The 14,042-nt window shown below is 41.1% G+C and carries 19 protein-coding genes and 1 riboswitch; of the genes, 13 read left to right on the top strand and 6 right to left on the bottom strand.

Features of this window, described 5'->3' with window-relative positions; translation table 11 throughout:
* Positions 1-8 precede the first annotated feature (8 nt).
* The 6 genes from comGC to MHI41_RS11380 are packed head-to-tail and all read left to right on the top strand — an operon-like array spanning position 9 to position 2,119.
* Positions 9-302 carry a competence type IV pilus major pilin ComGC gene (gene comGC, locus MHI41_RS11405; RefSeq protein WP_008342186.1) on the top strand — a complete coding sequence of 98 codons (294 nt, stop codon included), beginning with the start codon at positions 9-11 and terminating at the stop codon, positions 300-302.
* Positions 295-741, top strand: a complete 447-nt coding sequence (comGD, locus tag MHI41_RS11400) for a competence type IV pilus minor pilin ComGD (RefSeq protein WP_073413947.1) — start codon at positions 295-297, stop codon at positions 739-741. Before comGC ends, comGD begins: the two co-directional genes overlap by 8 nt.
* The gene (gene comGE / locus MHI41_RS11395) at positions 725-1,039 is read left to right on the top strand and encodes a competence type IV pilus minor pilin ComGE (RefSeq protein ID WP_065460696.1); all 315 of its coding nucleotides are present in this window, start codon (positions 725-727) and stop codon (positions 1,037-1,039) included. The genes comGD and comGE overlap by 17 nt, the downstream gene beginning before the upstream one ends.
* A complete protein-coding gene (comGF, locus tag MHI41_RS11390; RefSeq protein ID WP_065460694.1) occupies positions 981-1,478 on the top strand; it encodes a competence type IV pilus minor pilin ComGF in 498 nt (165 codons plus the stop codon). Before comGE ends, comGF begins: the two co-directional genes overlap by 59 nt.
* Positions 1,475-1,858, top strand: a complete 384-nt coding sequence (gene comGG, locus MHI41_RS11385) for a competence type IV pilus minor pilin ComGG (RefSeq protein WP_272511702.1) — start codon at positions 1,475-1,477, stop codon at positions 1,856-1,858. Before comGF ends, comGG begins: the two co-directional genes overlap by 4 nt.
* Positions 1,859-1,918: 60 nt before the next feature.
* A complete protein-coding gene (locus tag MHI41_RS11380) occupies positions 1,919-2,119 on the top strand; it encodes a YqzE family protein (RefSeq protein ID WP_046343970.1) in 201 nt (66 codons plus the stop codon).
* A gap of 33 nt (positions 2,120-2,152) precedes the next feature.
* Here MHI41_RS11380 and MHI41_RS11375 read toward each other — a convergent pair whose 3' ends face one another.
* Entirely contained in the window at positions 2,153-2,479 is a 327-nt protein-coding gene (locus tag MHI41_RS11375; RefSeq protein WP_017367590.1) for a DUF3889 domain-containing protein, read from the bottom strand.
* A 252-nt stretch (positions 2,480-2,731) separates the two neighbouring features.
* On the opposite strand from MHI41_RS11375, the gene tapA reads away from it, so the two are divergent.
* Genes tapA through MHI41_RS11360 form a run of 3 tightly spaced genes read left to right on the top strand, consistent with a single transcriptional unit; the run spans position 2,732 to position 4,740 of the window.
* A complete protein-coding gene (gene tapA, locus MHI41_RS11370) occupies positions 2,732-3,259 on the top strand; it encodes an amyloid fiber anchoring/assembly protein TapA (protein ID WP_046527018.1) in 528 nt (175 codons plus the stop codon).
* A 49-nt stretch (positions 3,260-3,308) separates the two neighbouring features.
* Positions 3,309-3,881, top strand: coding sequence for a signal peptidase I (locus tag MHI41_RS11365; RefSeq protein WP_041091749.1), 573 nt, complete (start codon positions 3,309-3,311; stop codon positions 3,879-3,881).
* A gap of 58 nt (positions 3,882-3,939) precedes the next feature.
* The gene (locus tag MHI41_RS11360) at positions 3,940-4,740 is read left to right on the top strand and encodes a TasA family protein (RefSeq protein WP_035390805.1); all 801 of its coding nucleotides are present in this window, start codon (positions 3,940-3,942) and stop codon (positions 4,738-4,740) included.
* A 67-nt stretch (positions 4,741-4,807) separates the two neighbouring features.
* On the opposite strand, the gene MHI41_RS11355 is transcribed toward MHI41_RS11360, so the two are convergent.
* From MHI41_RS11355 to MHI41_RS11340, 4 genes are all read right to left on the bottom strand, one after another.
* Complete coding sequence (locus MHI41_RS11355) at positions 4,808-5,143, bottom strand: helix-turn-helix domain-containing protein (protein WP_017357978.1); 336 nt, start codon at positions 5,141-5,143, stop codon at positions 4,808-4,810.
* A 33-nt stretch (positions 5,144-5,176) separates the two neighbouring features.
* Positions 5,177-5,341, bottom strand: coding sequence for an anti-repressor SinI family protein (locus MHI41_RS11350; protein WP_008342197.1), 165 nt, complete (start codon positions 5,339-5,341; stop codon positions 5,177-5,179).
* 184 nt (positions 5,342-5,525) lie between these two features.
* Positions 5,526-6,323, bottom strand: coding sequence for a YqhG family protein (locus MHI41_RS11345; RefSeq protein ID WP_035702783.1), 798 nt, complete (start codon positions 6,321-6,323; stop codon positions 5,526-5,528).
* 14 nt (positions 6,324-6,337) lie between these two features.
* Positions 6,338-8,008, bottom strand: coding sequence for an SNF2-related protein (locus tag MHI41_RS11340; RefSeq protein ID WP_342494200.1), 1,671 nt, complete (start codon positions 8,006-8,008; stop codon positions 6,338-6,340).
* A gap of 250 nt (positions 8,009-8,258) precedes the next feature.
* Positions 8,259-8,366, top strand: a riboswitch (glycine riboswitch).
* A 203-nt stretch (positions 8,367-8,569) separates the two neighbouring features.
* Here MHI41_RS11340 and gcvT point away from each other — a divergent pair.
* From gcvT to gcvPB, 3 genes are read left to right on the top strand one after another with little or no spacing between them, the layout of a single operon-like run.
* Positions 8,570-9,667, top strand: coding sequence for a glycine cleavage system aminomethyltransferase GcvT (gene gcvT / locus MHI41_RS11335; RefSeq protein WP_017357975.1), 1,098 nt, complete (start codon positions 8,570-8,572; stop codon positions 9,665-9,667).
* Between the two features lie 16 nt (positions 9,668-9,683).
* A complete protein-coding gene (gcvPA, locus tag MHI41_RS11330) occupies positions 9,684-11,030 on the top strand; it encodes an aminomethyl-transferring glycine dehydrogenase subunit GcvPA (protein ID WP_017357974.1) in 1,347 nt (448 codons plus the stop codon).
* Positions 11,023-12,483 (top strand): aminomethyl-transferring glycine dehydrogenase subunit GcvPB, encoded by a 1,461-nt coding sequence (gcvPB, locus tag MHI41_RS11325; RefSeq protein WP_017357973.1) that lies wholly within the window; start codon positions 11,023-11,025, stop codon positions 12,481-12,483. Before gcvPA ends, gcvPB begins: the two co-directional genes overlap by 8 nt.
* Positions 12,484-12,522: 39 nt before the next feature.
* On the opposite strand, the gene MHI41_RS11320 is transcribed toward gcvPB, so the two are convergent.
* Positions 12,523-12,903: a rhodanese-like domain-containing protein gene (locus MHI41_RS11320; RefSeq protein WP_024718853.1), complete on the bottom strand. Its 381-nt coding sequence runs from the start codon at positions 12,901-12,903 to the stop codon at positions 12,523-12,525.
* A 219-nt stretch (positions 12,904-13,122) separates the two neighbouring features.
* On the opposite strand from MHI41_RS11320, the gene MHI41_RS11315 reads away from it, so the two are divergent.
* Positions 13,123-13,959: a biotin/lipoate A/B protein ligase family protein gene (locus MHI41_RS11315; protein ID WP_017357972.1), complete on the top strand. Its 837-nt coding sequence runs from the start codon at positions 13,123-13,125 to the stop codon at positions 13,957-13,959.
* The last annotated feature ends 83 nt before the right edge of the window (positions 13,960-14,042 follow it).

Raw genomic sequence — 14,042 nt, 5'->3', positions numbered from 1 at the left:
ACTAAGGCATGAATGATAAAGGATTTACACTGTTAGAAATGTTAATTGTCATGCTTGTGATCTCCATTCTTTTATTGATCACCATTCCAAATATCACTCGGCATCATCAAAGCATTCAAGCAAAGGGCTGTGAAGGGCTGAAATCAATGGTGAGTACACAGGTAATGGCATATGAATTAGAGCATGATGGCAAGACGCCATCTTTAGCTGAATTAGAAAAAGAAGGCTATGTCAAAAAGGGATTAACTTGTCCGAATGGAAAGGCAATTTTCATTCAAAATGGGGATGTGAAAAATGAATAAATCGCTTTTCCAGGAGAAAGGATTTACACTCATTGAGCAGCTCTTGATCGTCATGATTTTCTCTATCTTATTATCGATAATAGGTGGAAAAGTTCCCAATATATTAGAAAGTGCTGAAGCAAAAAAGCAAGTGAACTTGCTAAAACAAGATCTTCAATTGGCATCTTATACTGCATTTATTAAAAAAACACGAGTAACTGTTGAGTTTCACCCGACCAATGTATCTTATCAAGTCATCGAGCAGAATAGTAAGCAGATCATTGCTTCTCATGCACACAAAAAAGGTACCATTAAGCACTCTACATTCCAACAAGGCCTTCACTTTAATAAAAACGGACATCCCAATAGCGGCGGTTCTCTCATTGTTCAATTTGGCAGTCAAATATATAAACTCACGATTTACTTAGGGAGCGGGCGAATTCATGTTCAGAAACAATAAAGGATTTAGTACGTTTGAGATGCTCTTTTCTTGCCATCTCTTTCTATTTGCTGCTCTTGTGCTCGTGCCATCCTTTGAAAAACTGACAATAGGGAAAGAAGAATTAAGAGCCAAACTGGAAGCTTATCAAATTTTACATGAGTATATGAATAAAGCTTTTATAGAAGGTCAAAAGAAAACAAGTACAAAGAAACGAGGCGAGATCACATATGAATTCATTTGGGGTCAGGAGAAGGGATGTGTTTCATACAAAGTACAAAAAAAGCAGACGATTTGCTTTTGGCATTTGGAGCGATGAACAAGGCTTTACACTCGCACAAGCAATATGGCAATTGCAGCTATTTTTGCTGCTTTCTTTTGGCTGCATGCTGCTTTTATCAATTACTGAAAAAGCTCATCCGTTTGCAGAAATCAATAAGTTTTCACAATTGGAGTGGAAACAAACTGTCCTGCAATTAGAGGAGGATCTAAATTGTGCTGTCGCTGTAAGAGCGGTGAAAGAAGGAACAGCACTGGAGTACATGTCAAATCAAGGGCGGGTGGTGACGATTGAGCCATATCAAGAGATGCTTCGTAAACGAACGGATCAGGCAGGTCATCTCCCTTTATTACAAAAGGTGAAACAATTCCATGTAAGAACAAAACAGCAAACCACCACTCTCCAAGTCACAGATGTATTTGGTCAAGTACATGAAGCTGTTTTTTTCACTTACAAAGGAGTGATTCCTAAAACGTGAAAAGAGAAGATGGGTTTATTTATCCACACGTACTTGCTGTCAATCTTTTATTTTTATTGATTCTAGGCTCGATGACCATTGGGTTTCAAAAAGAGTTGAAAAGTGCAGAGCTCACGATTTCTTTTTATCAAAAACAGCAGTTATTTCGAATGGGTCTAAATGAAGCCGCAAATAAATTAAATCGGATTTGTGATCAGCCATTGAGCCCAATTGTCACAGAAGAAGGCCGAGTGACATTGAAGCGAATTGGGTGCGATCACAGAAAAAAGATAGTCCGCCTCTTGGTTAACATCGAAACAAATGGTGGTGTAACTGACGAGCGGGAACTAGAGATGAATAAGGAGACAGGAGAAATCAATCAATGGATCAGCACTTATTAGCGAGTGTATAAAACGATACTCTTCTTGGTAACACTTTAAGGAAGAAGAGGTGAGTGTTCGATGAAGACAAATGATTACGTAAAATATATGACGCAGGAAATTATTAAATATATGAATACACCACGTGACGAGCGGAAAGAACATAAACAGGAAAAAATGGAGACAAAACCACCATTTTCTCAGCGTTTATTTGGTGTTCTGCCTTTTGGCTTCTCAATGATGCTAAAAAAAAGTCAACGTCATCGTCATCGACAAAAGTAAAAAGCCGCCAGCAGGCGGTTTTTTAATGCCATTTTAGCTGTATTCTTCGACAACAATGACTTTATTGACCTTGTTCGAGTATGGGTTATAGGAAATGGTGACATATACCCCAAATTCTTTGGCCTGATCTTTCAACGTAATATGATATTGCTTCACGGATTCTTTCTCCCGGTGCCGATCCCACACTTTTTGTTTGAATAAAACATGTGCTAACGGATACCGTTTTTTTGCTTCTTTGACTGCCCTTGTTTCCCATTGATCTGCGGCAGCAGTGATTCCTTTTGCCTCCGCTAGATGGGCGCTTTGGATCGAAGGGCTTAACAGTAAACTGAGCATGATCATGATTCTTCCATATTTCAACTAACATCACCTCACCAATTATTATCCTGACCAAATCCTGCACTTTTATGTAAATTTTTAAGAAGTACAAATGTCACAGAAAAAAATATTGAATATGGCGAAAGAATGAGAAAATGGAAGAATTTTCTCGGTAATGTTCTTGTTTAAGAACAAAATGGACTAATTTGACGTTTTGGATTTTATAGGTAATTCCTTATACTGAGTGTAATCGTTCTTTTTAAAGAACAATTGTTCAAGGAGTTGAAAGAATCAATGAAACAGCCGCTCTTTGTACTATTTTGTGCTATTTGTTTGATTTTCACTTCTTTTTTTATTACGTCTACTAATGCTTCTTTTAACGATGTCGAGCATTCGAATTTTGTCATGAAAACATGTGAAAATTTCGAAGAGACAGATCAGCATTGTCAGCCGAAGAAATGGGATAGAAGCCATTTGAAACTGATCGATCAAACGATCATTGAGGGGACAGTCTGTGCGCCTCAAAAGTTGAGCATGTCACTAAAAAATATTGGACAACCCATCGCGCACTCTGAATGGAAGTGGGAACTGTATAAAGTAGAGAGTGCTCAGATGCCATTACAAGATGGCCATGTTATTGAAAAAGGTGCTATACAGTCCCTCTCATCAGAAGAAACGACGACTGTCACGGCAGTTAAAGCAAAAACAAATGGAATCTATTTGTTTAAAATCTATTATCCTAAAGGGTTTGGTGGTTCTGAAAAGCCATTCTTTACGTCTCAACATATGCAGCTTTCGAACTGTCAAGAAAAGGCGTCCTAAATAGGGTTTGCCTGCTGAATGAAACATGATATGTAAAGGGGAGAAAGGTATGAAAAAGTGGATGAAAATGTCTGGGAGTATTCTTTACGCGCTGGTCTTCACGATGATGATTGTGTGTATTATTGTCGTGTTGTCATCAAGAACAACAGGAGGAGATCCTCAGATTTTTGGTTATGAGTTCAAGCAAGTATTATCTGGATCAATGGAACCGGAATTTTCGACTGGTTCATTGATTGTCGTGAAACATGTCACCTCACCTGAAGCACTCAAAAAAGGGGATATTATTACGTTTCAAACGAAGCAAGACCAATCCTTTGTGACTCACCGCATTGTTGGGGTGAAAGGAAAAGGAGTAAATAAAGCCTTTGAGACAAAAGGAGACCACAATATGTATCAAGACGGCACGCTCGTCAAAGCGAATCAAGTGACTGCGCAGTATACGGGAGTGAACATTCCTTATGCAGGAAAGCTTCTTTCGTATGCAGGAACTTCTGCTGGGACCGCTCTTTTGCTCATCATTCCAGGGGTGATGCTGCTTGTTTATTCAACCATTCATTTTGTTGGTGCTGCCAAACATCGAAGACATACGGCTGAGTTACATATGTCAGAGGAACAAGCATAAATTTTCGTTTGTAACCTAAATCAGGTTTCAATAAAACAATTTATTAGGGGGTTCAATCATGGCAATGAAAAAATCAATTCGTTTAGGTGTTTTATCGGGAGCATTAGGTCTTGCTTTAATTGGAGGGGGAACGTGGGCTGCATTTAATGATGTTGAGACGGCAAACGCGGTCTACTCTACAGGAGAGCTGAATCTATCTGCAAAAGAGAATTCCGGCGCCATCAACCTTGCGAACATAAAACCCGGTGACCGTATAAAGAAGGAATTTAATTTTGAAAATAAAGGGTCTCTTGCAATTAATCAAGTCCTGATGAGTCTTGATTACAGCCAATTTCAAGATGGAACATCAGCGAAAAATGGCGGGAAGAATACAGCTGAAGAATTCCTCAGCCAATTTCAGGTGAGTGTTCTAACGGTTGGAGCCGAAGGTGGGAATGGATACCCGAAAAATATTATTTTAGACCATGCAAACCTGCTTGACCTGCATTTATTAACGTCAAAGCAGGATCAGACCGCATTTGAAAAGCTTCGTCATGCCGTCGATGAGAAGTTTTTACATGAAAGTGGTAAAATTAATGTTGCCACCGTTGATGGGTCAACAGCTCCAGAGTATGACGGCATTCCAAAGAATCCGTTTGATTACGATAAAATGGAAATGATCATTGAATTTGTCAATGACCAGACGAAGGATAAAGCGGGTCACTATATCCAAAATAAATACCAAGGCGATGCGATTCAAATTGATCTTTCCTTCGAAGCGACTCAGTGGAATGGTTTAACGATCAATCCAAAAAAGCATACGGATGAAAAAGGCTACGTGAAAGAAAACGAAAAAGCACACAGCGAAGATAAAAAATAAAGTCAGTCTTTAGACTGATAACAAGATCTGCATAGCAATTGGAGGAGTATGCGCTAAAACATGCGCATTACTCCTCTTCTTGCTTTTTTTTCCAGATTTGATAATCTAAAAATTCACGAAATTGCTTTTTCGAAACCCCTGATGTCATTGCATCTCGAACTAGTTTTTCCCATTCACTATCTAATTGACCATCGTATTCGGTTTCATCATTTTCGTTTAACAGTGTATGAACCGAGACGTCCAGAACAGCGGAGACTTTTTCAAGAAATTGAATGGAGGGGTTTGTTTGCAAGTTTCTTTCTATTGAACTTAAATAAGACTTCGCTACCCCAGCCTTTTCGGCCAGTTCTGATAGTGAGTAGCCTTTTTCATTGCGGTATTGTTTAATACGCTGGCCAATCAATGTCATCACCTTCCTTTCGATATTATAGCACATTCAGAAAGGTTTGATAGAATGACTTCTTGCCATAGGGGGAGACTCAGAGGACTTTTCGCGTGATTTGAGAAAATGACGGACTTCTTCAACTGTTAGTCCTGCTTTGCGCGCTTCGCGTAATAATTGAACCCATTCACTGTCTAATAACTTCGTTTTCTTTTCCATACAAATACCCTCCTAAAATACTGAATCGTGTATTTCAGGCACTTAACGCATGAAATGGAAAAACACAGGTGATAAGACCTCATAGATTGCTTGCGTCATGTTTCCGCCCAATACAAACAGACAAACGTTGCTTTTGATTGATCGAAAATTTGATATCACATGAAAGGGAGGGAGACTCGCTAAGTCAGCCTCCTCTTTTTTGCTGTAAGTAAAAAAGTCCGCCATTTTCAATCGTAAGACTGATTTTTGGTTCGTATAAAGTTTTAAGTGCTTGTCTTTCTATTTCATATTCTACAGATGTGTCTGAAGTCCCTTCATAAAATTGGTTTAAAAGTTCCGAGTCTTCTTTCCACTTTTGAACAGCTCTTACCGCCCAATCATCCGGCTCTTCATTGGCATAACGTTCCATCAGGCTGTAAAGCCGTTTGACGCCGCTCTCTGGCTTAATCATCGTACTCATTGTGAAGCAATAATCAGGAATTTGAGACGATAGCTCACGCGCTTCCAGCTTCTCTTGAAATTGTTCGATGACTTCTCCGCGTATTAGATGAAGTCCAAGAGACAGCAGTTTATCTTTTTTACGGTCTGCCAGATAGGATATTTTGACATTGAGACCAAGCCACGGCTCCAGTGCGATCTGGCTGTTTGTGAGCGGTCTGACTTTTTCGTACAGCCGAATAAAACGGCCTTGCTGTTTCACAGCCTCGAATATTTGGAATAAACGAGGGGAGCCGAAGTGGACAAATTCTCCTTCGACCGAGTCATCAGCTTTTTTTTGATCGGTAATCAAAGTCAATTGCCGCGGCTCAGGTACGCCTCCCGTTTTTTCGAGCCAATGCCAATAAAAAGGGCGGTTCATGATCAATTTATCCATTTCGATTGTCAGTTGTACGGTCAGGTGCCCTGCACTTTCTTCAAGTATGTCGCATTGATTTGCCTGAAAGAAACGGAGAAGAAATGTGTGAATCTCGCGCTGCTCCATTTGTCAACTCTCCTTTATGAACCTTGCTGTCTTTCTTCTAAAAGCGGTGTTTGTGCTTCTGTTAAATAGGAAGCAAATTGGGTTAATTTCTTTTTCATGTCTACGTCAGACTCGTGCTGGAAGAGAATTTGATGCAATTCTGTTTCAGCATCTTGGATATCAATTCGGGTTAAAATATCATCTAGATCGCCAATGACGTTTTCAAACAGCTGAATTTTTTCATATAAAAGTTTTAAAATATGTTCTTCGACTGTCCCGCTAGTTGCCATATTGTAAATGTGAACACCCCGCTCCTGACCGAGCCGGTGAATACGTCCAATTCTTTGTTCCAAGCGCATTGGGTTCCACGGAAGGTCGTAGTTGATGATTTGGTTGCAAAACTGAAGGTTGATCCCCTCGCCGCCTGCTTCTGTCGCGATGAGCACTTGCGCCCGCTCTCTAAATAAATCTTTCATCCAGTCTTTTTTACTCCGTTTAAACCCGCCTCGAAAAGGGACCGAACTGATGCCGTTTTGCTGGAGAAACCATTGTAAATAAATTTGTGTCGCACGGTATTCAGTGAAAATAATGACTTTTTCATTTAATTGCTGAATGAGTTTAACGACTTCAAGTGCTTTAGAATTTTGTTCTACCTGGTTGATTTTCTCCATGATTTGCATCATCGCAGAAGCGCCTAGAATGTGTTTTTCCTCTTCTTGCATTTTTTTGATGGTCATATAGACGGCCTCACGGCTCGAACAGCATTCTCGTTCTAAGGTCATAATTGAAAACATGTGCTTCGTATAGGAAGGGTTTTCTTTTAACTTACAAATTTCATCATATAATGCTTGTTCTGTTGGGGAGAAATCAATAGAAATTGTCTTCACATGACGCTTTGACCACTCGATGCCAGTGTCTTGTCTCCGGTTCCGAATCATGACTTTATTGACTAACTGTTTTAGCCGGTCATGGTCTTCAAGTTGAAGATCTTTTTTGGCAAAGAGGTCTTTAAATTGTGTTTCATTACCTAAATGGCCTGGCTTCAACAGAGAGACGAGATTAAAAATTTCTCCTATCCGATTTTGGATAGGTGTGGCTGTGAGCAGTAGGCAGAACTTTTTATTCAAATTTCTCACAAACTCATAGTTTTTCGTTTTATTGTTTTTCAGTTTGTGTGCTTCATCAATAATGACCATATCGTAGGAGATGGATAAGATCGTGTCTCGATGCGGCTGTCTTTTGGCTGTATCAATTGAGGAAACCACAACATCGCACTGCTCCCACACATAGCTCTTCTTTTGCTCGACAGCATCTATGTAAAATTTCGTCCGCAGTTCTTGTACCCATTGGGACACAAGGGAGGCGGGTACGAGAATGAGAATCTTTTTGGCAAGTCCGCGAATCATGTATTCTTTGATAATCAGTCCTGCTTCAACGGTTTTTCCAAGACCCACTTCATCTGCTAAAATGGCTTTCCCATTCATCTCTTCTACGACTCTTCTAGCGACTTCGAGCTGGTGTTTTAAAGGAGTAAATGCAGGCAGGTGCGCAGGTGCTTGCAGTCCTTCAAATGAATCAATGGCTGTCACTTTTTGTACCTGTGCTGCTAAACGGTACATATCCCAATTCGCCCAGGGACCGTCTGCTGTAAGCCGCTTTTGAAATTCACTTGCCCATTTTTGATCAAATATCGTTTGAATATTCAATGTGACCGCCTGCCTTTCTGGTAGAGTGATGATAAAATCGTTCTGTTTTTAAACGCTTCATTTTTTGATAGCGATTTAAAAGATGTTATATATCAATAAAAGCGAACGATAATGAATGATTATTTTAAAAATGTTAATGATTTTTCTGTTGCTCTTCATCCATTTCTAATGGTAGGATGTTGGTAAGTGATCTAGAGAATAAGTCACCCATTTTGATAGTATGTCCAATAAAGGTGAAGAATATGAGCGGATGATGGTATGGGGAGAGACCTAGCGGTTATTTTGCACTGACAGGCGCCGAAGGAGCAAGCTGAATTGGTTCAGTGAATCTCTCAGGCAAAAGTACTCTTACCGGACGCAACTCTGGAGAGTGTTTGCGCAGCGATTTTTAGCAAACCACCAAAGGGGAAAACGCACAATGATGTTGTGCTGTAAACTTTCAGGTGCAAGGACAGAGACTTCTTTTTGATAAAAGGGAGCGCTCTGTCCTTTTTTGCTGTGATTTTTTTCTGAAAATTCAGCTTGTAATGTGCACTGTAAGAAAAAAGGGGGAAACGATTGATGTTGAAACGAACACCGCTTTTTCATGCGTATGAAACGTTTGGCGCAAAAACCATTGACTTCGGGGGCTGGGAATTACCTGTCCAATTTTCTTCCATTAAAGAAGAACATGAAGCTGTTCGAACAAAAGCAGGACTGTTTGACGTGTCTCACATGGGTGAGGTGGAAGTCACAGGTCAGGGAGCCCTTCCTTTTTTACAAAGGTTATTAACCAATGATCTGTCAAAGCTGACAGACGGTAAGGCACTATATACAGCCATGTGTTATGAAGATGGCGGAACGGTGGATGATCTGCTCGTCTACCAAAAAGAAAAGAACAACTATTTGCTTGTGATCAATGCTTCAAATATTGAAAAAGATGTGGATTGGCTGCTGAAACATCAAGGTGAGGAAGACGTTTCGATTAAAAATGTCTCTGATCAAACCGCCTTGTTAGCCCTTCAAGGACCTCTTGCTGCTGACATCATCAAAGGTGTTGCGGATGAAGAGGTAACATCACTGAAGCCATTTACGTTTTTATCAAAAGCAATCATTGCGCAAAAAGAGGTGCTTGTATCAAGAACCGGCTACACAGGAGAAGATGGCTTTGAAATCTACTGCCAGTCAGAAGATGCTGTTCACCTTTGGACCGCTTTATTAGAAGCAGGACAGCCGAAAGGACTGATTCCATGTGGACTCGGTGCACGTGACACCTTAAGATTTGAAGCAAGACTCCCGCTTTATGGCCAAGAGCTCACAAAGGATATTTCTCCTTTAGAAGGCGGCATTGGTTTTGCTGTTAAAACGGATAAAGAAGCAGATTTCATCGGAAAAGATGCACTTAAAAAACAAAAAGAAGAAGGTCCGAAGCGAAAGCTTGTCGGGATTGAAATGATAGATAAGGGGATTCCGCGGACAGACTATCCAGTCTTCTCAGGAGATAAGCAGATTGGTGTAGTCACAACCGGTACACAATCTCCAACATTAAAGAAAAATATTGGGCTTGCCTTGATTGAAACATCAGAGGCGCAGCTTGGGACAGAAGTGGAAGTGCAAGTTCGTAAAAAACGTCTAAAAGCCAAAATCGTCGCCACACCATTTTATAAAAGAGCCAAATAACGAGGAGGAATAGAGGATGAAGCACAGGTATTTGCCGCAAACAGAGCAAGATCAAAAAGAAATGCTGGATGTCATCGGTGTTCAGTCGATTGATGAGCTTTTCTCAGATATCCCAGAGAAAGTCAGATTCAAAGGTGCATACAACATCAAAGAAGCCGCATCTGAAACAGAGCTAGTGCGGGAATTGTCTCGTCTTGCTGCAAAAAATAAAGATACAGTGGCCTATGCCTCGTTTTTAGGTGCTGGTGTGTATGATCATTACCAGCCTGTGATTGTCGACCATGTGATTTCACGTTCTGAATTTTATACAGCGTACACACCTTATCAGCCTGAAATTTCTCAAGGTGAATTGCAAGCAATCTTTGAATTTCAAACAATGATTGCTGAGCTGACCGGTATGGATCTTGCCAACTCCTCGATGTATGATGGCGGAACGGCATTAGCTGAAGCGGCGATGCTGGCTGCAGGACATACAAAGAAGAAAAAGATTGTGGTCTCTGAAACGGTTCATCCTGAATCAAGAGCGGTGCTGAAAACATATGCGAAAGGACAGCATATTGAAGTCGTCGAGGTACCTGCGCGAAAAGGTCAGACCGATCTAGCTGCATTAGAAGAAGCCGTCTGCGAGGAAACAGCAGCGGTCCTTGTACAATACCCAAACTTCTTCGGTGTTGTCGAACCGTTAAAAGACATTGAACCGATTGCACATAAAGGGAAAAGTCTGTTCATCGTCTCAAGTAACCCGCTTGCACTTGGTTTACTGACACCTCCAGGAAAGCTTGGAGCAGATATTGTCGTTGGTGATGCGCAGCCATTTGGCATTCCAGCTGCATTTGGCGGACCTCATTGTGGATATTTCGCTGTGACGAAAAAATTAATGCGGAAAGTGCCGGGGCGTTTAGTCGGACAAACAGAAGACGAGAACGGTGTGCGAGGATTTGTGCTGACCCTTCAAGCGCGCGAGCAGCATATCCGAAGAGACAAAGCGACTTCAAATATTTGTTCAAACCAAGCATTAAATGCGTTAGCCGCTTCTGTTGCGATGACGGCGCTTGGAAAAACAGGTATCAAAGACATTGCCTATCAAAACGTACAAAAAGCCCATTATGCCAAGACGCAGGCAGAAAAACACGGGTTACAGGCTGAAATAGAGGGCGCTCATTTTAATGAATTTGTGTTGAAACTGAATGAACCTGTGAAAGAAGCCAATAAACGATTACTTGAAAAAGGAATCATCGGCGGATATGACTTGGGACGGGATTATCCAGAGCTTCAGCAGCATATGCTTGTCGCTGTGACAGAACTAAGAACAAAAGAAGAAATTGATACGTTCATCAAGGAATTGGGGGATCGTCATGAATAAACAAGATCAGCCGCTTATTTTTGAATTATCCAAAGAAGGAAGAATTGGTTACAGCCTGCCTGATTTAGACGTACCTGAGGAGAAGCTCCCAGATTTATTTGATGAAACGTATATCCGCCATGAAGATGCGGAGCTGCCAGAGGTTTCTGAACTGGATATTATGCGTCACTACACAGCATTATCTAGACGTAATCACGGGGTCGATTCTGGCTTTTATCCTCTAGGCTCTTGTACGATGAAATATAATCCAAAGATTAACGAAAAGGTGGCACGTCTTGCAGGCTTCTCGCATGTGCATCCACTTCAAGAGGCAGACACTGTGCAAGGTGCATTAGAGTTACTTTATGATTTAGGTGACCATTTAGAAGAAATTACAGGAATGGACGCTGTGACATTACAGCCTGCGGCAGGAGCACATGGCGAATGGACGGGGCTCATGATGATTCGTGCATACCATGAAGCAAGAGGAGATCATAAACGAACAAAAGTCATCGTGCCTGATTCTGCTCATGGGACAAATCCCGCATCTGCAACAGTAGCTGGATTTGAAACGATTACGGTGGCATCTAATGAACATGGGCTTGTCGATTTAGACGACCTGCGCCGTGTTGTCAATGAAGAAACGGCGGCTCTCATGCTCACAAATCCAAATACACTTGGCCTTTTTGAAGAAAATATTTTAGAAATGGCTGAAATCGTCCACGGAGCAGGCGGGAAGCTTTATTATGATGGAGCGAACTTAAATGCCGTATTAAGCAGAGCAAGACCGGGGGATATGGGATTTGATGTGGTTCACTTAAATCTTCATAAAACCTTTACAGGTCCACACGGAGGAGGAGGCCCTGGTTCAGGTCCAGTTGGCGTGAAAAAGGATTTGATTCCATATTTGCCAAAGCCAGTGCTTGTGAAGAAAGATGATCGTTATTTCTTTGATTACGATCGTCCAGAATCCATCGGCCGTGTGAAACCGTTCTATGGCAACTTTGGCATCAATGTCAGAGCGTATGCGTATATCCGCTCTATGGGACCAGACGGCTTAAAGGCTGTAACTGATCATGCGGTGTTGAATGCAAACTATATGATGCGCCGCTTATGTGCTCATTATGATTTGCCATTTGACCGCCACTGTAAGCATGAATTTGTCCTTTCAGGTAAACGTCAAAAGAAACTAGGTGTGCGGACACTTGATATTGCCAAACGATTACTTGATTTTGGCTATCATCCGCCAACAATTTACTTCCCGCTAAATGTAGAGGAATGTATCATGATTGAACCAACTGAAACAGAATCAAAAGAAACCCTTGATGCATTTATTGAAGCGATGATTCAAATCGCAAAAGAAGCGGAAGAGAACCCAGAAATCGTACAGGAAGCACCACATACAACCGTTGTGAAACGAATGGATGAAACAAAGGCAGCACGGAATCCAGTGCTAGTTTTTGAAAGAAAATAAAAAGACTCATGGGGGCAATAGCTCCCAGAGTCTTTTTTGTTAGTTCTTTGTTTTAATGCGGCCGCCCCATTTTTTAAAGCCGCCCTTTAAATTATAAATCTCACGACAGCCATTTTTACGTAACGTTTGAGCAGCCTTTCCGCTTCTCAAATTATTTTGGCAATAGAGATAAACAGGCTTGTCAGGGCGTATTTCATTTTTGCGCTGCTTTAATTGTGAAAGGGGAATGTTTCTTGCGCCTAAAATATGTCCACCTTCAAACTCATTTGGTTCTCTCACATCAATGAGTTGGGCTTTGCGGTAACCTTTGATAAATTCTGCTTCCGTCAGCGTTTTCATAATGCGCTGCTGATAAATGTAACTGCCGATGGAATAAAGAACGAAAAGTCCACAAAGTGAGAGGACGATATAGTTGAATATTGGCAATACGACTCGACTCCTTCTTGAGCATCAGCACAGTCACCTGTCTGATGGTACGTTTTAGACAAATACTATTATAGTAAAGCAAAAGAAACTTGTCATCATAAATGGTAAGAATTATTTTCAATTCCTTCCCTATTTGATAGACTGATGAAGAGAGAAAATCGGTGGTCACCACCATCATCTAACATTGACTACGTAAAAGAGAAGGGATTTTATATGCAAAAAGAGAAATGGTGTTTCATTGATACAGGAAACCAAGACCCTGCCTTTAACATGGCCATGGACGAAGCCTTGCTTTATTGGCATAGTGAGAAGCTGATCCCGCCTGTGATCCGTTTTTATGGTTGGAATCCAGCGACATTATCTGTTGGATATTTTCAACATGTTGAAAAAGAAATCAACATGGAAGCGGTTGAGCGCTATGGTCTTGGATTTGTCCGCAGGCCTACAGGAGGCCGCGGCGTTCTTCATGATCAGGAATTGACCTACAGTGTGATCGTATCAGAAGAGCATCCAGAGATGCCGGCGACGGTGACAGAGGCATACCGCGTCATTTCAGAAGGGATTTTAGAGGGCTTTAAAGAACTGGGACTCGATGCGTATTTTGCTATTCCTCGTACAGAAAAAGAAAAAGAAAGCTTAAAAAATCCAAGATCGTCTGTATGTTTTGATGCGCCTTCATGGTACGAGCTTGTTGTAGAAGGCAGAAAAGTAGCAGGCAGTGCGCAAACAAGACAAAAAGGTGTGATCCTCCAGCATGGCTCGATTTTAATTGATCTTGATGAGGATAAATTGTTTGATTTATTTCTTTATCCAAACGATCGGGTGAGAGAGCGGATGCAGCGCAGCTTTAAAAACAAAGCGGTGGCGATCAATGAAATTTCAGATCGAACATGTACGATAGACGATGCGCGTGTTGCATTTAAACGAGGATTTGAAAAAGGATTAAATATCGAGCTTGTGCCTTATGAGCTGACAGATGAAGAGTTGGCATTTGTTCATCACCTCGCCAAAACGAAATACGCCACAGATGATTGGAATTACAAGCGTTAAGACGAAGGACTCTTCTTGTTTTTTAATGGGCGATGGTGTAGAATTGTTATGATTATTAAGTAAAGGTGCATTTTGGAGGGGTT

It is taken from the genome of Bacillus sp. FSL M7-0307, assembly GCF_038627835.1.
GTDB lineage: Bacteria > Bacillota > Bacilli > Bacillales > Bacillaceae > Bacillus > Bacillus altitudinis.
This window is presented reverse-complemented; position numbering and strand designations above follow the sequence as displayed.